Annotated in this window: 19 protein-coding genes; 16 read left to right on the forward strand and 3 right to left on the reverse strand. The window is 60.7% G+C overall.

What is annotated here, in order from left to right; translation table 11 throughout:
* Positions 1-12: 12 nt before the first annotated feature.
* Positions 13-522, reverse strand: a complete 510-nt coding sequence (locus tag ACXAG6_RS10375) for a hypothetical protein (RefSeq protein ID WP_475337410.1) — start codon at positions 520-522, stop codon at positions 13-15.
* A gap of 71 nt (positions 523-593) precedes the next feature.
* On the opposite strand from ACXAG6_RS10375, the gene ACXAG6_RS10380 reads away from it, so the two are divergent.
* The 16 genes from ACXAG6_RS10380 (at position 594) to ACXAG6_RS10455 (ending at position 16,573) form a co-directional block, all read left to right on the forward strand.
* Complete coding sequence (locus ACXAG6_RS10380) at positions 594-980, forward strand: hypothetical protein (protein WP_475337411.1); 387 nt, start codon at positions 594-596, stop codon at positions 978-980.
* Positions 981-984: 4 nt separating this feature from the next.
* Positions 985-1,281: a head-tail connector protein gene (locus ACXAG6_RS10385; protein WP_475337412.1), complete on the forward strand. Its 297-nt coding sequence runs from the start codon at positions 985-987 to the stop codon at positions 1,279-1,281.
* Positions 1,265-1,678: an HK97-gp10 family putative phage morphogenesis protein gene (locus ACXAG6_RS10390; RefSeq protein ID WP_475337413.1), complete on the forward strand. Its 414-nt coding sequence runs from the start codon at positions 1,265-1,267 to the stop codon at positions 1,676-1,678. Before ACXAG6_RS10385 ends, ACXAG6_RS10390 begins: the two co-directional genes overlap by 17 nt.
* Positions 1,678-2,103 (forward strand): tail completion protein gp17, encoded by a 426-nt coding sequence (gene gp17, locus ACXAG6_RS10395; RefSeq protein WP_475337415.1) that lies wholly within the window; start codon positions 1,678-1,680, stop codon positions 2,101-2,103. The genes ACXAG6_RS10390 and gp17 overlap by 1 nt, the downstream gene beginning before the upstream one ends.
* Position 2,104: 1 nt before the next feature.
* Complete coding sequence (locus tag ACXAG6_RS10400; protein WP_475337416.1) at positions 2,105-2,431, forward strand: head-tail adaptor protein; 327 nt, start codon at positions 2,105-2,107, stop codon at positions 2,429-2,431.
* Positions 2,428-2,817, forward strand: coding sequence for a P27 family phage terminase small subunit (locus tag ACXAG6_RS10405; protein ID WP_475337417.1), 390 nt, complete (start codon positions 2,428-2,430; stop codon positions 2,815-2,817). Before ACXAG6_RS10400 ends, ACXAG6_RS10405 begins: the two co-directional genes overlap by 4 nt.
* A 5-nt stretch (positions 2,818-2,822) precedes the next feature.
* Entirely contained in the window at positions 2,823-4,436 is a 1,614-nt protein-coding gene (locus tag ACXAG6_RS10410) for a terminase large subunit (RefSeq protein ID WP_475337419.1), read from the forward strand.
* Between the two features lie 38 nt (positions 4,437-4,474).
* The gene (locus ACXAG6_RS10415) at positions 4,475-6,826 is read left to right on the forward strand and encodes a phage tail tape measure protein (protein ID WP_475337420.1); all 2,352 of its coding nucleotides are present in this window, start codon (positions 4,475-4,477) and stop codon (positions 6,824-6,826) included.
* Positions 6,827-7,495: 669 nt separating this feature from the next.
* The gene (locus tag ACXAG6_RS10420; RefSeq protein WP_475337421.1) at positions 7,496-7,957 is read left to right on the forward strand and encodes a hypothetical protein; all 462 of its coding nucleotides are present in this window, start codon (positions 7,496-7,498) and stop codon (positions 7,955-7,957) included.
* Between the two features lie 190 nt (positions 7,958-8,147).
* Positions 8,148-8,702, forward strand: a complete 555-nt coding sequence (locus ACXAG6_RS10425; protein ID WP_475337422.1) for a hypothetical protein — start codon at positions 8,148-8,150, stop codon at positions 8,700-8,702.
* 212 nt (positions 8,703-8,914) lie between these two features.
* A complete protein-coding gene (locus ACXAG6_RS10430; protein WP_475337424.1) occupies positions 8,915-9,115 on the forward strand; it encodes a hypothetical protein in 201 nt (66 codons plus the stop codon).
* Positions 9,112-9,285 carry a hypothetical protein gene (locus tag ACXAG6_RS10435; protein WP_475337425.1) on the forward strand — a complete coding sequence of 58 codons (174 nt, stop codon included), beginning with the start codon at positions 9,112-9,114 and terminating at the stop codon, positions 9,283-9,285. The genes ACXAG6_RS10430 and ACXAG6_RS10435 overlap by 4 nt, the downstream gene beginning before the upstream one ends.
* Before the next feature lie 220 nt (positions 9,286-9,505).
* Complete coding sequence (locus tag ACXAG6_RS10440) at positions 9,506-10,546, forward strand: adenine-specific methyltransferase EcoRI family protein (RefSeq protein ID WP_475337426.1); 1,041 nt, start codon at positions 9,506-9,508, stop codon at positions 10,544-10,546.
* Positions 10,543-11,655 (forward strand): HNH endonuclease family protein, encoded by a 1,113-nt coding sequence (locus tag ACXAG6_RS10445; protein ID WP_475337428.1) that lies wholly within the window; start codon positions 10,543-10,545, stop codon positions 11,653-11,655. Before ACXAG6_RS10440 ends, ACXAG6_RS10445 begins: the two co-directional genes overlap by 4 nt.
* Positions 11,656-12,606: 951 nt before the next feature.
* The gene (locus tag ACXAG6_RS10450) at positions 12,607-16,275 is read left to right on the forward strand and encodes a vitamin B12-dependent ribonucleotide reductase (RefSeq protein ID WP_475337429.1); all 3,669 of its coding nucleotides are present in this window, start codon (positions 12,607-12,609) and stop codon (positions 16,273-16,275) included.
* Positions 16,276-16,291: 16 nt separating this feature from the next.
* The gene (locus tag ACXAG6_RS10455) at positions 16,292-16,573 is read left to right on the forward strand and encodes a hypothetical protein (RefSeq protein ID WP_475337431.1); all 282 of its coding nucleotides are present in this window, start codon (positions 16,292-16,294) and stop codon (positions 16,571-16,573) included.
* Positions 16,574-17,025: 452 nt separating this feature from the next.
* On the opposite strand, the gene ACXAG6_RS10460 is transcribed toward ACXAG6_RS10455, so the two are convergent.
* Together ACXAG6_RS10460 and ACXAG6_RS10465 are read right to left on the reverse strand one after the other, a co-directional pair.
* Positions 17,026-19,305 (reverse strand): GmrSD restriction endonuclease domain-containing protein, encoded by a 2,280-nt coding sequence (locus ACXAG6_RS10460; protein WP_475337432.1) that lies wholly within the window; start codon positions 19,303-19,305, stop codon positions 17,026-17,028.
* A 347-nt stretch (positions 19,306-19,652) separates the two neighbouring features.
* A complete protein-coding gene (locus tag ACXAG6_RS10465; RefSeq protein WP_475337433.1) occupies positions 19,653-20,507 on the reverse strand; it encodes an alpha/beta hydrolase fold domain-containing protein in 855 nt (284 codons plus the stop codon).
* Positions 20,508-20,567: the final 60 nt, after the last annotated feature.

The following is a 20,567-nucleotide window of genomic DNA, read 5'->3' on the forward strand; positions in this document are numbered from 1 at the left end:
CCTGCTGAGCGATCACTGTTGCGCAGTTATCGTAATCTCTTCCTGCGATTTCTTTCGCCTTGGAATGGCGACACGGTAAGGCCGGTCGCGGCTGGAAGTGTGGACATTAACGACGGTCTTGCCGTCTTCAAATTCGGCGTCGTTACCTTTGGTCTTGAGAAATGCGCCATGCCATTCGGTTCCGGGTTCGAGAAGGTGCGGGATGCCTGGCGGCTGTCCCTCAAGTCCCGGCTTTGGAACAACGAAGGACTGTTCTTTGATCCTCAACAGGCGGCAAAGCATGTTCGGGTATTGATAGATGCTGAGCCCCGTAATTGTCGTGGAAAGTGTCCCTCGATTGCGAGCAATTACAAGGACGTGTCGCTGGTCGATATCGAAGCCACGCCGAGCCACTACCATGTTCGGTTTGACGCGAACTTTGATGCGAGGTCCGCTCTCAAACCATCGTCGAATTTCGAGAGCCAGTGCGCCGGTCGCGACGATCGCAGCATAGACGGCAATCCAGTTGTTTATGTCCGTCATCTCGTTCCTCGTATGATACGCAACAGGCTTCGCACGCTTTCGCTCGTTCGCGCAATGTCAGGGCGACGGAAATGATCGTCCCCGAACGCCAGCTCTGGTGCGAGGTGCTGTTCACCCTCATCGAGGACGCGCTCTTCGGTGCGCCTGCTGTGCTAGGTGGACCCAGCTGCCGGCTCACTGAGACCATGCACGCGCGCGAGTTCTTCCTGCGGCCCAGCCCCAGCCTCGCGGTCATCTGCGAGATGATCGACCTCGACCCTGTCGCCGTCCGCGAGCGCGTTCTGAAGCGCCTCGACACGGCTGCGACGCCAGAAGCCCTCATCGCCGCACCGCGGGACACCGGGCGGAAGAAGCAGCAGACCAGGCGACCGGGGGTGGGTCGAGACTTTGGCCGTCCCGAGGGGACCGGCGGGGGGAGGCGCGCACAAGAGACCATGAAAATAGATTTTACACGGTGACACCATGAGCATCACGCCCCTGACCCTTCTGAAAGCCCACCTTGCGATCGAGCACGACGACGATGACGAGCTGCTGGCGCACAAGCTCGACACTGCCGAGAGCTGGGTTGCGGCCTACATCGGCCTGAGTTTCCGCTCCGGTGAGCCGGCCCTGACCGAGGCAGCGCTGCAGCTCGCTGCCTATTGGTATGGCCAGCGCGAGAGCGCCAGCGTCGTGTCGCTGCGCCTGGTGCCGTTCGGCGTCCATGAACTTCTCGCTTCCTATCGCGAGCAGGTGACCGGCTATGACACTTACCGCTGACAGTAAGCGTCTGGCGGCGCGCCTGAACGCCATTCCCGGTGAGGTGCTGGCGGAGCTGCGGCCGGCTCTGGTGCGGTCTGCCGAGGATGTGGCGGCGAACATGCGCGCCCTGGTGCCCGTCGAAGAGGGCGACCTGAAGGCGTCCATCGCCGTCACCGGCCCCAACGAAACGACGCCGGCCTATGCCGAGGGTGGTGGCCGGCGCACCGCCGGCCCGAACCAGGCGCTTGTCACCGCCGGCAACGAGCAGGTGCGGCATGGTCACTTCAACGAGTTCGGGACCGTCAAGATGGAGGCGCAGCCGTTCATGCGGCCCGGCTTCCGCCTGGCGAAGAACCGGATCGAGAACCGCATCAAACGCGCGATCAGCGCGGCGATCAGGAAAGCTGGAAGTTAATGACGACCGACCCGAGCCTGAGTTTTCAGACCGCACTGCGCGCCACGCTTTTGGCAGCGGCACCTGTCACCGACCTGGTGCCGGCAGATCATATTCGCGCCGGCTCCACGCGGCCCGACAAGCTGCCGGCGATCATCCTCGCCACGCCACAGACCATCCACCTGGGGCGCGCCGCCGGCGGCTTCTACCTCACGCGCGTCGCCCTCGATCTGCATATCTGGGCGCTCGACGATGGCGCTGAAGCGGCGCGGCAGATCGGCATCGCCACGGGCCTGGCGCTATGGGATGCTCCGGCTGGCAGTGCGGCGTTCTCGATCGACGACTACACCCGGCCCAGCTTCACCTACCTGCGCGATCCGGACCCCGAGCTGGCCTACTGCCACGGCGTCGGCGAGGTTGAAGCCGTAGTTCGGTGGAGGGTCTGACATGCTCGCCGCAGGCAAGTTGATCCACCGCATCACCTTCGAGCGCCAGGTCGAAACGGTTGCGGCTTCTGGTGCCGTGTCGAAGGCTTGGTCGCCCCTGGCGGCGGTGCGCGCCGAGCTGATGCAGCACAGCGCCGAGGAGCTGCTGACCGGCTACGGGGAGGCTGAGCGCGCAGCGGTGGTGTTCCGCGTGCGCTGGCAGGCTGCCCTGGCGGACCTCTCTACGGCGGATCGCCTGGTGTTCGATGGTGTGGCCTACGATCTCGACGCGGTCGCAGAGATCGAGCGGCGGCGGGTGCTCGAAATGCGTGTGACGAGGGCGAAATGAGCGTCCACCAGCGCGGCATCAAACCGGCCCTCAGCCCCGACCAGGACGCCCTGACCAAGGCGCCGCCGGCGCCGAAGCACCTGTCGGCCTATGCGAAGGCGGAGTGGAAGCGGATCATGCCGCAGCTGATCGAGCGGCGCGTCATCACGAAAGCCGACCTGGCCGGCGTCGAGAATTACTGCGCCGCCGTAGGCGCCGCGCGCACCATCGCCGACACCATGGCTGCCGGTCAGTTGCCTGACCTGAAGCTGGGCGGGTTGCAGATCCGCTACATGACAATCGCCCGCCAGCTTGCCGCCGAATACGGCCTGACACCAACCAGCCGTGCCAGGATCGGGGCAGGGGCCGCCGACGATGATGACGACGACAACCCGCTGGCTGTTTGACCATCGTGAGCAAGCCCAGCGTCTTCCCCGAGTGGATTTATGACCGCAGTCACATTCCTGACCCGCTTGGGTTCGGGGAGAGGGCGGTGACGTTCTTGCGCCGGCTGCGGCACCCGGCCAGCACTGCGCCGAAGCGCGCGTTTCAGCTCTACGACTGGCAGGAGCGCATCGTGCGCCGCATCTACGGGCCGCGCCGGGAGGACGGCACCAGGATTGTGAAGACGGTCTGGCTGATGCTGCCCAGGGGCAACCGGAAGACCAGCCTCGCCGCGGCCCTGTCGCTGCTCCACGTCATCGGCCCTGAAAAGGTGCCTGCCGGTCAGGTCATCTTCGCGGCGAGTGACCGTGAGCAAGCGGGCATTGGCTTCAAGGAAGCCGCCGAGATCATCCGCCAGGATAAGCGCTTGGTCGCAGCGACGCGCATCCACGACGCTTTCAACAGTGCCAAGCAGGTCACCGACCTGGCAAGCGGCGCACGGCTGCGCGCCGTATCGAGCGACGGGCGCGCCCAGCACGGCACGACCCCGGCGTTTGTTCTGGCCGATGAGATCCACGCGTGGAGCGGGCGCGACCTGTGGGAAGCCCTGAAGTCTGGCCTGGCGAAGACCGACGACAACTTGATGGTGATCGCGACGACCGCCGGGCGTGGCACCGAGGGCCTGGCGGCTGAACAGTATGACTACGCACGCCGTGTCGCATTGGGCGAGATCGACAACCCCGAATTTTTGCCGATCATCTTCGCCGCCGAGCCGGATGACGACTGGCAGGACGAGGAGGTCTGGCACCGCGTGAACCCTGGCCTGCGGCATGGCTTCCCGAGCCTCGCTGGCCTGCGGAGCCTGGCGAAGGAAGCGCAGGATCACCCGGCGGAGCGCTACAGCTTTCAGCAGTTCAACCTGAACATCTGGCACGGCAACAGCCGCGACCCGCTCTTCAGCATGGCGGCCTATGACGCCCGGCGCTTCAAGGACGACGAGGGCGACCTTGAGGCACTGCCGTGCTGGGTGGGCGTGGATATGGCCTTGAACGGCGACACGGCCGCCGTGGTGGCCGCCTGGCGCCATGATGATGACCAGATCAGCATCAAGGCGTGGTTCTTCGTGCCTGGCGAAGACCTGAAGGGCAGGGGCGAGCGCGACGGCGCCCCCTATGAGCGCTGGCAGGCCGATGGGCTCCTGATCGCGACCCCTGGCCCCATCATCGACCCGGTGGTAGTCGAGGATCATCTGCGCGAGCTGGCGGCGCGCCACAACGTGCAGGAGATTGCCTTCGATCCCCACCTTGCGCGGCAGATGATGCAGCACCTCTACGACGAGGGCCTGCCGGTCATCGAGCTGCGCCAGGCGCCTTTGACGATGGGTGTGGCCGCAGGCGACCTGGAAAGGACCGTGAACGGTCAGGCGATCCGCCACTATGGGCACCCTATGCTTCGGCTGCACTTCGACAACGTGGTGGCCAGCCGGAACCCGGTCACGGGCCTGGTCAGGATGCACAAGGCAAAGACGACTGGCCGTATCGACGGCGCCATTGCGGCCGCCATGGCCGTTCATCGCGCGGTCGCGGGTGAGACCACCAAATCGCAATACATCGGCGAAGACGCCGAAATCTTCACGTTCTGAGGTGAACCATGACTGAGACCACTCTACCTGGCCTAGTAGTGCCGCTCGAAGCTCGGATTGACAAGCTCGAGAGGGGCCTGAGGCGTGCCAGCGTTCTTCAGGCGCAGGGCGCGACTGCGATGGAGCGCCGGGCTGCGCAGTCTGCCGATCGGCTGCGCAATACTTATGGTAAGGCAGCAGATGGGATTGCCATCAGCATGGCGCGTGTCAGCGGCAGGCTGGCCGGTGGGCTGGTCGCGGGCCTGACTGCCGGTGCCGCGGCTGCTGTGGCGGACAACGCCCGGCAGATAGTGCGTGGTATCGCCGAGATCGGCGATCAGGCTGAGCGAGCTGGTGTATCTGCCGAGGCATTCCAGCAATGGTCCTATGTAGCGCGACAGAACCGCATCGACGTGGGCGCGCTGACTGATGGTCTGAAAGAATTGAACCTGCGTGCTGATGAGCTAATCGTCACCGGCGCCGGCCCCGCCACCGAGGCGTTTGCCCGCCTTGGCTTCGGTGCCGAGGATCTGAAGGCCAAACTCGAAGACCCTTCAGAGCTGATGCTGGAGATTATCGACCGCGCTAAACGCCTCGACCGCGCCGCACGTATTCGGGTGAGCGATGAGATTTTTGGCGGCACCGCCGGCGAGCGCTTCGTGGAATTGATGGACGGCGGCGCAGATGCGATCCGCGCCCAGATGAGCGAGGCGAAAGAGCTGGGCCTTGTCATGGACGATGACATGATCCGCAAGGCTGCCGACCTTGACGCCAAATTCAATCAACTCACGGAACGGATGCGTGGCCTGTGGCGCGCTGGCGTGGTGGGTGCCGCCGAGTTCTTCGGCCTGATCGAGCGCGAGCGCGCCAAGCTCGAGTTTGACCCCGACACCGCAGCCAAGATCGTAGGGCCGGAGATGGCTGACCAGCTTGCCGACTTGCCGGAAGTCGACCAGGGCGCGCTTGGCGTTATTGAGGGCATGCAGATCGAATACAGCCTCTTAGCCGAAGAGGCGCAGAACCTTGTCGCGCAGCTCAACCTTGCCGCCGTTGCGATGCGGGGTATGGGCAACACCGATGTGGCGCAAGCGTTCACCGACCTCGCCGCGCGCCTCTCTAAAGCATCCAGTGCCTTCGAGGATACCGCGATTACCGGAGAGGAATTTGCTGATAGGCTGCGCGACATCGGGGAGGAAGCTGACGCCGCCGTGGGTGCCCTGGATGAGATCGACCGGGTGCGCATGGGTGGTGTAATCGGCAGCATCTCTTCGCTACTCGACTGGATTGCCAAGATCCCCGCGGCAGCATCTGAGGCTCGTAAGGAAGTTGCGGAGTTGGCGGGCATGGACACCGGCCCGTTTCTCGAGCCCGGTTCGGATGGCTACGACCTCCTGCCGCCGGGTGCCTATGCGCCCACCACGTCGCCGCGTCCCCGTGGTGCCCCTCCGTTGATCGACGAGCGCGGCAGCTCCGGCACTGGTGGCGGTGGAGGCCGTTCTGGTGGTGGCGGCGGTGTTGCGCGTGAAAGCAAATACGCCGCCGAGACTGCCGCGATCCGCGAAGAGACGCGCGCCCTTGAGCTTGAGGCCGCTGCACTGGCGAGCGTGGCCCTTGCCGGTGGTGACTTGGCGCAGGCTGTGGACCTTGCCCGGATGAAAGCGGAGGCGCTTCACGCGGCCATGCGCGACGGCACCACCGTGACGCCGCAGATGCGCGCCGAGATTGACGCCATGGTGGCCGGGTATGGCGCAGCGGCGGCGGCTGCCGATCAGGCGCGCGACCGGATCGAGAGTATCCAGCAGGCGCAGGACGCGCTTCGCTCGACCGCCGAGAGTGCCTTCACCGGCTTGGTCACGGGGGCGCTCACGTTCCGCGAGGCCCTAGGGCAGGTGTTCAATCAGCTCGCCCAGATCGCGGCAAGCCGCGTGTTCGACCAGCTGGTGGGTGGCCTCTTCTCCGGCATGTTCGGCGGGGGCGGCACCGGAAATATCGGCACCTTGTTCGGCTTTAGCGCTGGCGGTTACACCGGTTCCGGCGGCACCTTCGAGCCAGCCGGCGTCGTGCACCGCGGCGAGTTCGTCATGTCGAAGAGGGCGACCGATCGTATCGGCGCCGCGAACCTCGATGCACTGCACCAGAGCGCCCTTCGCGGCTACGCGGGTGGTGGATTCGTTACCGGCAGCAGCACCTCGCCGCTTGCTCGTGACCTCGCAGCGCCAGGTAACCGCAACATCGCGCCGCAGATCGCGATCAATGCACCGGTCACCGTGCACGGCAGCGCCGGAACACCTGAGCAGAACAGCGACCTCGCGAAGAAGATGGCGCGCGAGATGGAGCAGGCTATGCGCGGCGTGGTCGTGGATGAGATAAGGGCTGCCATGCGACCGGGAAACATGATGAACCGTAGGTAGGGTTGCGGCAACTTGCCTGCCGACAGCGTGCGCGCTCGCTGCTCGTCGTAGATATCAGGGCGTATGCAGCACAATCTCCGGATGAGTTTGGCCGCCGTCTTCGGAAAGAACCTGACGTTTTCTTGGTAGTAGTAGGTGTGAGTCTGTAGAACTACTTTACGTCCCAAGAAAACGTCAGGTTCTTTCCAGCACCTGCTCCGGCACTTCGGGGCCTTCGGCCCCTCACCTGCGCGGCCCCTTCGGGGCCTTGCCGCGCCTTCGGCGCGACCACCTTTAGCGCAAAACCGGAAGAGGGCTTTCAGACACCCTCCCGGTTTTCCTCTCAGACACCCTCCGGTTACGTCAACGCATCTCGGCCTGAGCATAGCCTGTTCCGGTTCTCCGTTCTGTAAGCCCTGTGGGTGCCACCTGGGGCGTCACAGCCCGTTCCGGCCACCACCCTAGTCGGGCACCCCGCACCGGCCCTGTAGCACCCCTCCCACGAAGCGCCAGCGTATGCGGCGACCCGGAGGCACGGGTGCTGGCCCGCCCGGGAACCAGGCGAAGCCCGTCCAGCCCCGCGGGTTTCCAAAAACGCATGGCAGGGATTCCACTGGCGCATGGATGTTTTGCTCGCCCACATACTGCCATTGTGGTATGTTTGGATCACCCCCAAGTGGAGACCTCCCGATGACTGCCCCCGCTGCCGCCCAGACCACCCTTCAGCTCGCGCCTGAACGCCGCGACCAGCTCGCCGAGCTGCGCGACACGTTCGGCTACCCCAGCCTGAGCGCGACGCTGCGCGAGCTGATTGTCGCCTTCCGTGAAATGCACAAGCTGCCGCATACCATTCCCGGCCTGGAGCTGCGCCGCGCCGCCGATGGACTGGTGCTGACCTTCGCCGGGCAGAACATCGGCCTGACCTTCGAACGCGCCCGTGCCATTGCCGCTGCCCTGCGTGATTACCTGAGCGACGACGCCAAGCGGAAGACGATCCGCATGAGCGGACCTGAGGCGCACCACTTCATGATCCGGGGCCGTGGCCCTGCCGTCTTGCTGATGGTCGGTGAAGTGGAGAGGCGCCTCGCACCTGATGTTGCCGAAGAACTGGCTGGCCTCCTTGAGGCCGCAGCCGCGCATCCCGGCGCCTGAGCTGCTATAAGAAAAGGCCGGGGCGCGCCAACGCCACCGGCCCAACATTCTGACCCCTGCGAAAAGGTAGAACGACTTGCACTATCATCATAGCACCGAACCGTCTGGGATGCATGAGGAGTTCCCCGGTTTCGACAAGCAATCGACCGCAGCTTGCTCTGCATCACTTCAGGCTGAACTAGACCGGGTTATGGCCGACCTCGGCGACATAGACTGCGTCGGTGCTGACCCTCTCGCAGGTTTGGACAAGACCGAGGCTGCGTTGCTCGAAGAGGAACTTCGTAAGTTCGAGCTGATGACCGAGTGGAATTTGATCGTGGCCGACGCAAATGCGGCCCCAGAGCGGCGCGAGAAGGCCGCGCACATGATGAAGATCGTCTCCTATTGCGCTGAGAAAACAGCCAAGATCAAAGCGGACAACGAACGCCTTCGGGCACAGCGTAATGCTCTTCGGAATAGGGCCGAACGTGACCCGAGCAAATACGCTCAGCAGAAGAAGCGGCAGCGCAAGGAATACTCTGACATGATCATGGAGTCGCAGGGGCGCCAGGTAAACGCATACGTCGCGATCCCGGGTGCCACGCGCTCTGAGTATGAGCTGAACAAGAAGCTTAGGGCGGCGGACCGGCAGTGGAAGAGTGAAAGACGCAAGCTGGGCTGGACCGATGACCAGATCGACGCCGGATTGGCGGCGCTCCATGCGAAGCGCCAGGCTAAGCAGCAGAAAAATCGCGCATCCTTCTGACCTCGACGCTATAGGATACACATCGCCGGCCCTTGCGGTCGACGTATCCCGGCGGGTGGGTCACCGGAGTAAGCTACCATCTCTCGCCCGCCGGGAACCTAAGTCAGAGAATACTGATTTAAAAACAATATCTTAAGTGAGAATTCCTCTTGCCAGAGATTCTCACTAATGGGAGTCTTACGCCACGATGAAACCCATTGGAGCGTCACAAGATGACCACCCCCGTCTACATCCCCACTGACACCTACAACGCCCTGGTGGCGCAGCTCACCACGCCCATCACCGGCCCCGATCTTCTCGGTCCCGTGGACCGCGCGAAGCTCGCCCTGGGCGAGATCGCTAACATCTGGCCGGCCAGTCTTCTCGACGAGGTTGAGGCTGAGCCGGGTGTCATTGCTGAGGCCGCAGCATGACCCCGGTCTCGATTACGCGCAACGGCGTCACCTACACCGGCCACTACCGCGTGTCCGGCGGGATGGTCCACGTGTCCTACGAGGGTGGCACCAAGTCGACCCAGGTCGGCGGCTCGACCCATGAGGCGGTGGCGCAGATGCTCCTGGGTGAGATGATCTCGGTCAGCTAGACCGAGCGAGAAGTGAAAGATGGGAGGCCCGCACGGCTTTTGGGGTGGGGGCCTTTCTGCTTCCAAGCCATTAAGCCTTAGTCCTTAGCAGTAGGCACCACAGCCGGTAGCCTACGTCAGTAGGGGCATCCTACAGTTGCAGAAACGGGTGGAGCTTCGATGATGGGCGCCTATACAGTTATCCTGTGACACGAGGACCAGCAGCAAAACGAGTAGTCGAGTGAGCAACGTCAAGACGACCCAGAACAGCGACCTGAGAACCGCTCAGAAGGCAAAGAGGGACGAGTTCTATACAAGTCTCGAAGATATCGAGCGCGAGATGAAGCACTATCGGAAGCACTTCGAGGGCAAGACTGTCCTCTGTAATTGCGATGATCCGCGCGTCAGCAACTTTTTCCACTTCTTCGCCTACAGTTTCGAGTTTCTTGGTCTGAAGAAGCTCATCACCACATGCTACCAGAGCAAATCCGACGACCTCTTTAGTCGCAATGACTCGAAGTCTGCCGTCTACTTGGAATACGAAGGCGACAAGAACGGTAACCGCGTGCCCGATCCGGAGGAGATCGGGATTCACAGGCTGCGCGGCGATGGTGATTTCCGCAGTGCAGAGTGTGTCGAGCTGCTCAAACAGGCTGATATCGTCGTAACTAACCCGCCATTCTCTCTGTTCCGAGAATACATCGGTCAATTAATCGAGCACAAAAAGAAGTTCGCCATCATCGGAAACGTGAATGCGATCACCTATAAAGAGGTCTTCCCTCTGATTAAGGACAACAAGGTCTGGCTCGGGCCGAGTATCCGAAGCGGTGACAGGAAGTTTGGCGTTCCGGATGACTACCCCTTGGAGGCCGCAGGTTGTGGGGTCGATGAGAATGGCAAAAAATTCATCCGTGTGAAGGGCGTTCGCTGGTATACAAACCTCGACTTCCAAGAACGTCACGAAGACTTGGTGCTCCACCGTAGATACGTTGCGGAAGATTATCCTAAGTATCACAACTTCGACGCAATCGAAGTTGGAAAGACCAACGAGATCCCAGTTGACTATGACGAGCCGATGGGCGTTCCCATCACCTTCCTCGATCGCTTCAACCCGTCCCAGTTTGAAGTCCTAGGTTCAAGTCGAACACTGGGTCAAAAAATGTCCGAAGTCGCGCCGAAGGGAACCTTTTCCCAGGGCGGACCCCGCTTCTATCTACCAAACGGAGACGGCACTTATCGAAGACTCTATGATCGAATCGTAATCAAGAGGCGGAAGAGATGAAGATCGAACTCCATAAAATCACTGTCGAAGAACTAAGTGCTGGCTACCAAGACAACACTGAGGGCGGCGTGATCGGCTACGGTGGCAAACTCGACATTCGGCCGCCCTATCAAAGGGAGTTTGTTTACAAGGACAAGCAGCGCGATGCGGTGATCGACACAGCTTCTAAGGGATACCCCCTTAACGTCATGTATTGGGCTGTTCGAGACGACGGCGGCTTCGAGATTATTGATGGACAGCAACGCACTATCTCTCTCTGCCAGTATATGGATAGCCAATTCTCTGTGCCCATCGGGACCATTCCTCAGAGCAGAGCGTTCCATAACCTTAGAGATGACGAACAGCAGTTACTGCGCAGTTACGAGTTGACCGTCTACCTATGCAGCGGGACCGACAGTGAGAAGCTCGAGTGGTTCAAGACGATCAACATCGCGGGTGAGAAGCTCTTTGACCAAGAACTTCGTAATGCCGTCTATCACGGCCCCTGGGTAACGGACGCAAAGAAATACTTCAGCCGGCCTGGATGTCCCGCGCAAGCGATCGGTTCCAAGTATCTGCAAGGTTATGCGATACGCCAAGACTATCTGCAAACAGCGATCCGCTGGCACGCCCCTGGCAGCGACGTCAAGAAGATCGAGAAGTATATGTCGGCTCACCAGCACGACAGCACGGCACAACCGCTGTGGCACTACTTCGAGAGCGTGATGGATTGGGCGAAAGAGTGCTTCCCGAAGTATCGCGAACCGATGAGCAAGGTTCCATGGGGTGACCTCTACAACAGCTACGGCGATGCTCCCTTCGATGCTGCTGCTGCTGAGGTGCAAGTCGCAGAGTTGATGCAGGACTACGACGTCACGAGCAAGTCGGGCATCTATGAATACATATTCGACGGCAAACAACGGCACCTGAACATCCGTAGCTTCTCCGCTAAGGACAAGAGTGAAGCCTATGAACGGCAAAAGGGACTGTGCGCGATCTGCAAAGAGCACTTCTCTCTTCCCGAGATGGAGGCTGACCACATTACCCCGTGGCACGAAGGCGGAAAGACCTCAGCAGAGAACTGTCAGATGCTCTGCAGGGAAGACAACCGACGGAAGTCCGGCAAGTGATGGTCCATTTTTAGCCGGTTACACGGTTACAATACACCCCGTAAGTCATTGTTTTATAATGCCGCAGGTCGAATTCGAATCTCTCCGCCCCGACCATCCACCACCATCACAAGTCAGCTGATGCCTGTGCCAATGTGGTGCCGGCGTTGCCGGGATTCGTCGGCATTATTGGTCCCTGTGAGGCAAGCGGGGTGTTCGCTGACTTGGGGGCACCACTAGATGTAGTATGCAGGCGCTGCCCGATTATCGGGCAGAGCGGCTGTTTTACGATGCGCGAGCCACCGCCACTGTGACCGGATTGCACAAGTTGTATGCAGCCACCTCCCTCGGCCCAGCCCCCCGCAGCCCTGTGGAGAAGCGCGGGAAAGAGCATTGGGCAGAGCGGAGGGCTGAGGGCGAAAACCACCATATTTCGTATAGGTTGGCGGGCGACCCTACATCTTGTGGTGAACTTTCCCGGGCTGTGAATGAATCACGCCCCTGTGAGGTCGCTCAGCGCAAGGGCGGCGCGTCAACAAAAAAGATTGCCAGATAGGGCGGATTTTAGCGTTGACGGTTGCCCCCCCAATCGGGTTTCTTGTGGGGGCCGACTGAGACGCCACAAGATGTTGGGGTGGCAGCGAAACGGCAGGGGGCATACCCGGGGCAACCCGGGCACCGGGGACACTAAGGGCGTAGCAAGCGCCTGCCGGCCTTCTGTCACTCGTTGCACGCAACACGGCCACCCGGGAACCGGGGGCGGGCGAGCGCGGTCGCAAGAGGGACGGTCAAAAGACCCAAACAGCCGAGAGGTAGGCCGCGCACAGCCTGCCACGCTCGAACACCTGTGTTCGGCGGCGAGCCTCCTGCGTCCCTCGGACGGGAAAACAAGCGCGGCCCACGCCGCGCCGGGACGCAACCAGAAGGTGCCGCCAGCAAAAAAGGCGCCGATCGAAAAAGAGGCATGTGACCATGAAGATTGAACGCACGTTCACCACGGCCAAAGGCGCGGCGTATGGCGGGCTGGAGTTTACCACCACCACGTCGGAAATCCGCAACCCGGACGGCTCTGTTGTCTTCAAACTCGACAATCTGGAAGTGCCCAAGGCCTGGAGCCAGGTCGCCTCTGACGTGATTGCCCAGAAGTACTTCCGTAAAGCTGGCGTTCCGGCCCGGTTGAAGGCGGTGAAGGAAAAGGGCGTTCCGGAATTTCTGTGGCGCAAGGTTGCCGACGAAAAGGCGCTGGCCGAGCTGCCTGAAGATGAGCGCTATGGCGGCGAGACCTCGGCCAAGCAGGTGTTTGACCGGCTCGCCGGTGCTTGGGCCTATTGGGGCTGGAAGGGTGGCTACTTTACCACCGAAGCCGACGCCAAAGCCTATTACGACGAGATGCGCCACATGCTGGCCACCCAGCGCGCCGCACCCAACAGCCCGCAGTGGTTCAACACCGGCCTGCACTGGGCCTATGGCATCGACGGCCCGGCACAGGGCCACCATTACGTGGATTACAAAACAGGCAAGCTGACCAAGTCCAAGAGCAGCTACGAGCATCCGCAGCCCCACGCCTGCTTCATCCAGTCCGTCTCCGACGATCTGGTGAATGACGGCGGCATCATGGACCTCTGGGTGCGTGAAGCCCGCCTCTTCAAGTACGGCTCGGGCACCGGCACGAATTTTTCCTCCCTGCGTGCCGAGGGCGAGGGCCTTTCGGGTGGTGGCAAGTCTTCGGGCCTGATGGGCTTTCTGAAGATCGGCGACCGGGCTGCGGGTGCAATCAAGTCGGGCGGCACCACGCGCCGTGCCGCCAAGATGGTGATCGTGGACGCCGATCACCCCGATATCCAAGAATACGTGAACTGGAAGGTGAAGGAGGAGCAGAAGGTTGCTTCGCTCGTCGCCGGCTCCAAGATGCACGAAGAGAAGCTGAACGCGATCTTCTCCGCCATCAAGGCCCTCGACGGCTCCAAAGAGGGCGCCTATGACCCCAACGCCAACGACACGCTCAAGGGCGCGGTGAAAGACGCCAAGAAGGCGCGCATTCCCGAGACATACATCAAGCGCGTGCTCGACTATGCGCGGCAGGGCTACACCAGCATCGAATTCCCGACCTATGACACCGATTGGGACTCCGAAGCCTACGCGACCGTCTCCGGCCAGAACTCCAACAACTCGGTGCGTGTCACCGATGCCTTCCTCAAGGCTGTCAAAGACGACCTGCCGTGGGAACTGGTGAACCGCACCGATGGCAAGGTTTCCAAGACCATCAGCGCTCGCGAACTCTGGGAAGACATCGGCCATGCCGCATGGGCCTGCGCCGACCCGGGCATTCAGTACCACGATACCGTGAACGCATGGCACACCTGCCCCGAAGACGGGCCGATCCGGGGCTCGAACCCCTGCTCGGAATACATGTTCCTCGACGACACGGCCTGTAACCTCGCCTCGATGAACCTGCTGACCTTCCTCAAGGACGGCAAGTTTCAGGCTGAGGACTACATCCATGCCACGCGTCTCTGGACGATCACGCTGGAAATCTCGGTGATGATGGCGCAGTTCCCATCCAAGGAAATCGCGCAGCGCTCCTACGACTTCCGCACGCTGGGCCTTGGCTATGCCAACATCGGCGGGCTGCTGATGAACATGGGTTACGGCTACGACAGCCGCGAGGGCCGGGCCCTTGGCGGCGCGCTGACCGCGCTGCTGACTGGTGTGTCCTATGCCACCTCCGCCGAGATGGCCGGTGAGCTGGGCGCCTTCCCGGGTTACGCGAAGAACGCCGAGCACATGCTGCGCGTCATCCGCAACCACCGCCGCGCGGCCCATAGCGAAACCGACGGCTACGAGCAGATGAACGTGAACCCCGTTGCGCTGGATCACGCAGGCTGCCCCGACGCCGGACTGGTGGCGCTTGCCAAGCAAGCTTGGGACGAGGCGCTGGAGCTGGGCGAGAAGCACGGCTACCGCAACGCGCAGGTCTCGGTCATCGCGCCGACCGGCACCATTGGTTTGGTGATGGATTGCGACACCACCGGCATCGAGCCCGATTTCGCGCTGGTGAAGTTCAAGAAGTTGGCCGGCGGCGGCTACTTCAAGATCATCAACCGCTCGGTCCCGGCGGCGCTGAAGAAGCTGGGCTACGGTGAGGCGCAGATCGGCGAGATCATCGCCTATGCGGTGGGCCACGGTAGCTTGGGCAACGCGCCCGGCATCAACCACACCGCGCTGGTGGGCCACGGCTTTGGGCAGGCGGAGATCGACAAGGTAGAGGCCGCGCTGGCCTCGGCCTTCGACATCCGCTTCGTCTTCAACCAGTGGACGCTGGGCGAAGAGTTCTGCACCGAGGTGCTGGGCATCCCGGCTGAAAAGCTGAACGACCCGGGCTTTGATCTGCTCTCCTCGCTGGGCTTCACCCGCGCACAGATCGAAGCTGCGAACGACCATGTTTGCGGGACGATGACGCTGGAGGGTGCGCCGCACCTTATAGAAGAGCATCTGAGCATCTTCGATTGCGCCAACCCCTGCGGCAAGAAGGGCAAGCGGTTCCTCTCGGTGAACTCGCACATCGACATGATGGCCGCCGCTCAGAGCTTTATCTCAGGCGCGATTTCGAAAACCATTAACATGCCGAACGACGCCACCATCGAAGATTGCCAAGCCGCCTATGAGCGCAGCTGGCAGATGGGGATCAAGGCGAACGCGCTCTATCGCGACGGCTCCAAGTTGAGCCAGCCGCTGGCCGCCGCGCTGGTGGAAGACGACGAGGACGCGCAGGAGGTGCTGGAAAGCGGGGCACCCGCCGAGAAGGCACAGGTGCTGGCCGAGAAGATCATCGAGAAGGTGATCATCAAGGAAGTGGTGAAGGCCGAGCGCGAGAAGCTGCCGCACCGCCGCAAGGGGTATACCCAGAAGGCCGTGGTGGGCGGGCACAAGGTGTATCTGCGCACCGGTGAGTATGAAGATGGCAAGCTCGGCGAGCTGTTCATCGACATGCACAAGGAAGGTGCCGGGTTCCGGGCGATGATGAACAACTTCGCCATCGCGGTGTCGGTTGGCCTGCAATACGGGGTGCCGCTGGAGGAGTTCGTGGACGCCTTCACCTTCACCAAGTTCGAGCCGGCCGGGATGGTGCAGGGGAACGACAGCATCAAGAATGCGACCTCGATCCTCGACTACATCTTCCGCGAGCTGGCTGTGAGCTACCTCGACCGGACGGATCTGGCCCACGTGAAGCCGGAAGGCGCGGCGTTTGACGATCTGGGCCGGGGCGAGGAAGAGGGGGTTTCTAACGTCTCTTCGGTGAGCGACAGCGCGGCGTCCAAGTCTTTGGAAGTGCTGAAGCAAATCTCCTCCTCGGGCTACCTGCGCAAGCGGCTGCCGAGCGACCTGGTGGTGCTGCAAGGCGGGCTGGGCGGCGAGGTTTCCGGGGCGGTGGCGCTGGATGCCGGGGTGGATCCGGTGGTGGCGCTGGAGACATTGGTGCCGGAAACAACGAGCGTTTCCAACGGGATGGACGCGCGGGCGAAGGCGAAGATGCAGGGCTACGAGGGCGAGGCTTGCGGGGAGTGTGGGAACTATACGCTGGTGCGGAATGGGACCTGCATGAAGTGCAACACCTGCGGCGGGACGAGCGGCTGTAGCTGAGAGAAGGTTAACGACGATGGCGAAGGAACGCATCTCCGGCATCGTCGAAACCCCCTCGGGGCGGGAATTTGAAGCCGAATGCGAGCTTGAACCCTGCTGCAAGGGCGGACGCGAAATTTCCAAGGGCGCGGTGATCGTGCCCAGGGACCACCTGGAGGAATTCGCCATGAATCCCAACGGGTTCCACTTCAAGGCCGAGACCGGCGAAGCGTTTGAAGAACGTGCCGGGCTCTACGCCAAAGCGGGTGGAGAGTGCATCTGGGAAGGGCGGATAAGCCTGGCTCGGGTGGAAGGTTAAGTTTCCGGGGCGGGTGCGCTCGCCCCTGGCGCAGTTCAGGCCGCAGGCAAATAAACCGGGCGGTATCAACGATGAGCCTGAACGGCGAAACTGGGGGGCCTCGGCCCCCCTTTTTCTTTTGTATTTCAAGACGGTAAGGCGGCGCGGCGGGTGTTCTGCAAAAATGCCCGTACGGAGGGTACAGCAGAGGCGTTAACTGACAGATTGTCACGGGCACAAGTGATGCACAGGCCATGCACATCCTATGCATATGCATATTTGCAGGATGGTAGGGGTTAATGGGGGGATCTCGGCCCTTAGCTGTCGTTCACTTCGGCCTAAATTCACCGCAGCGCGCCATGAGGCCGGACATTCGCTGCCACTACTATATCCAGAGAGAAGAAGGCTCCCATTCTGAGGAAGTTTGCCGCTCAAAAAGAAACGCGGATTGAGGTCGAAGGCGACAAACTCCTTTAGAAGTGGTCCTTAGAATATTTTACCATCTCAGCTCCAGTCAAGATGCGTGTCGTGTTCCCTACGCGAACGTAAAATGTTTCTTTGCCCTTGATCGTATCCGCATAGACAGGCGAGGAAGACTTCCTGACATCAACCAAGCACAAAACACTGTCATCCACGGTTTCAAAGCGGATGTTCACACTTTTGGCTACAACAGCTTGACCCATCGCATTCATGAAGAGCGTGGATAGCCAGTTTTGGTAACCATCCAAGTCCTGTTTCTTGAAGTCGAGATCGGGTTGAATGCCCAACAGATCACCGTCGTCGGAAATCCCGATGCCAAGCGTTCCGCCCTCAGTGTTCATGAACGCAGCTACGGTTTTGATGACGCCTTCATTGATGACCTTCTCAGGCACATCCGACGAAAGCGGCACACGTGCTGTGGACTTGAACTCAATCCGCAGTGTTTCCATGTCGGCCAGCAATTCTGCGACTGACGGTTCGACGTTCGCGCCAGTGTTCGGAACCACGTCACCAGTCAGCACCTTGAAACCATCGCGAATAACGTCAGCCATTAACTTACGTCTCTGAGCAATGAAATCTAAGTATTCAAGATTGTACCACTGATCAGGGAGGGCATGCCAGTACGCGGCATTAGCCTTTTCTTGGTCGGTCTGACCGTAGAAGAGGCCGGGGAAGTAGTCTTTAGGCGCGTTGTCTGAGATGGCGATATTGTCAGCCCACTCGACAAAGGCATAGTTGGCAATCTGGTTTAGGCGATAGCTTCCACTGAAGCCGAGGCTGCGTAGGTATGCCTTAGGGAACAGATGGTGCCGTTCAACTGGCGATTTTGTTCCCGACACGGCGGGGTCGAGCAGATCACTGATCCTGACCGATGAGAAGAGTGCGGTTGCCCCAAGCAGGTTCAATGCAGCGTGGTAGCCGAATAGGTAAGGGCTATAAGCACTGGAGCTATCCAGTTGTTCGGGCAACGTCACACGCCAGTAGTCGTCGGTCAGCTGGTTCGAGATAACAGTATCGAGTAGCTGCACGAAGGCATCAGGTGTTTGCTCAACCTGTTGAAAACGCCTCAGATCGGCTTCCAAGACAGTCTCTGGGCTACCAGTGTATCGCCCTGTCAGCGCACTCATGAAGAACCATCGGCTCATCACATTGCGTAAGGTCCGTCGTTCAACGCCGAACTCATGTTTGCCGACCAAGTGTATCAGATAGCCGTAAAGGAAGTTGTTTGCCGATGTCAGCATCGACTTGGACCTGAAGCCAGCAGCTTTGATGCAGGTTATGTATTCATGCCAGTCAGTTAAGTTCAAAACCTTTGCCTGCGCATCTTGAAGGTCGGCAAAGCGGGCTTCGCGTAGGTCTTCCTTGACCTTCTTCTCAACAGGATCACGACCCCGAAGCACTTGATACGCATTCTGCAACACACCACGCTTCAGGCCCAAGCCAACTGCGACGCGAAGCATCTGATCAGGGGCGGGGGCGTGGAAGACGTTGTAAGGCGACGCGCTGTGATCCGCTGAAGGTATCTTGGCCTGACGAGAGAAGTCTTCGAGTTGGTGCCTACCTTCGACCCAATAGACGGACATCAGCGTCAGGATGAAGTCAGCAGAATTGAGCGGGATACCACCAGCATTGATCCGTTGGAAAATCTCAGCGACAGTATCGACATCGAGTTCAGCAGAAAGCACCAGAACAGAAAACTGATAGTTTCGAATATTCTCAAGCTGCTGGATGTTGTTGGCGATCATTGATCGCTGGTCATCATCAAGGTCTTTGGTTTCAGCAAGCTGATTTATGAAATCGTTGATGAAGTTGAACGACCCCTGTCCAGATGCCCAGATGTCGGAGATGTTGGAGATGAACTCAGGGTTTTTATCCGATGACGCATTGGCGACCGAGAACTCTTCAGTCAACGGGTTGAATGCAATCTTGATCAACTGCTCTTCGCTGGCCTCATTGATGATCGGCTTGCCCTTCATCACAGCGTAAAGGCTGGTCAGACGTTGTTGCCCATCAACGATCATTTTTTGGCTTTCACGAGCTTGTGTGCCGCTGCCAATTGAGTGGCTATCAACCTGCTTCTGTGTGTTCCAGAATAGGAAATACCCAGCAGGAAACCCTTTGTAGAGCGAGTCGAAGAGGTCACGGATACGGGACCTCTTCCACACGAACGGACGCTGAAGGTCGGGTAGCCCCAATGTTCCCATATCGATCTCTTGGATCAGGTGGTGGATGGGCGGAGTTTCACTGGAAAATCGTTGGGTCGTTTGGGACATGGGAAATGTATGCCTTTGAAAAGAACTAATCGTGAAGACGGCAGCCCGTCATCCTTATGCCGGATGATTAACATGCTCCAAATTCTTGTCGATGAAAAGGTGATCGCCACGAATCATCAATAGAGGCGAGCCTATCGAGGTCTGCTTGATTGCTATAATTGGATTTAGTTTTGCACTTGCAGCGAACTCCCGCCTCCCGCCCATCAGCCCCACCAGCCAGCCCAAATCCGCCCTCGACACCCACCTCGGATACGTCTCAACAGCACCCCAAAGCTGCCATGCATAGAGCCCCGCCTCGGCCCTGAGGCGAGGCGGGGGCGGTTGGTGTTTCCGAGGTTCCGGACCGCTCAGTCGGTGAAGCGGGTGTGCAGGAAGTCGATGACCTGCGGGACCATCGGGGCGAAGAGGTCTCCGCCGTGGCTGGCGCCTTCGACGCGGGTCAGGCTGACCTCGGCGCCGCGGTCCTTGAGCGTGTCATAGAGGCGGTCGCTTTGCAGGGGGGAGACGATGATGTCTTGCGTGCCATGCATCAGGAGCATCGGGGGCAGCTGCACATCCTCCGGCAGGTGGGAGATGACCGCGACGGGGCTGGCGGCATCGGCCAGATCGGGGCTTTCGGCCACGGGTGCGCCGATCAGCTGGGTCTCCGGCGTGGGGCCGTCGCCCATGTCCCGGTCTGGCACATCGTCATTGGCGCGGTCGGCGGCGATGTCCGTGAGGTTTGACGGCGCATACCAGGACACGACGCCCTGCAGGTTTATGTCTGCCTCTTCGGCGGCGATGATTCCGGCCCAGAGCGCCAGATGTGCGCCGGAGCTTTGGCCCCAGACCGCGATTTCGCCAGCGTCATAGTCGTAGTCCGCCCCGTGGTCTGACAGGAAGCGCAGGGCCTCTGCCACGTCATCCTTTTGCGCGGGCCAGATGGCGCTGGTTGAATAGGTGTAGTTCATCGAGGCGACGGCAATTCCGGCCTCCATCAGCGCATCGGCCCGGTCCAGCACGTTGATCTGGCTCTTGTCGTTGCGAAACCAGCGGCCGCCGTGGATGAAGAGCACCACGGGCGGGTTTTCGACGCCGTCGGGGAGGTAGAGATCCAGCTGGTTGCGGCTTCCCTCGCCATAGGCAACGTCGCGGAGCACTTCGGCATGGGCGGCGCTGGCAGCAAGGCTGGCGGCGAGGGTGAGGGTGAGGGCGATTTTCATGGAGGTGGCCTTTCGTCAGTTGGCGCGATGGCTGCGCTTCTTGGGGGTAACTCAACGCAC

The sequence above is a fragment of the Vannielia sp. ABF1_015 genome (assembly GCF_056160745.1).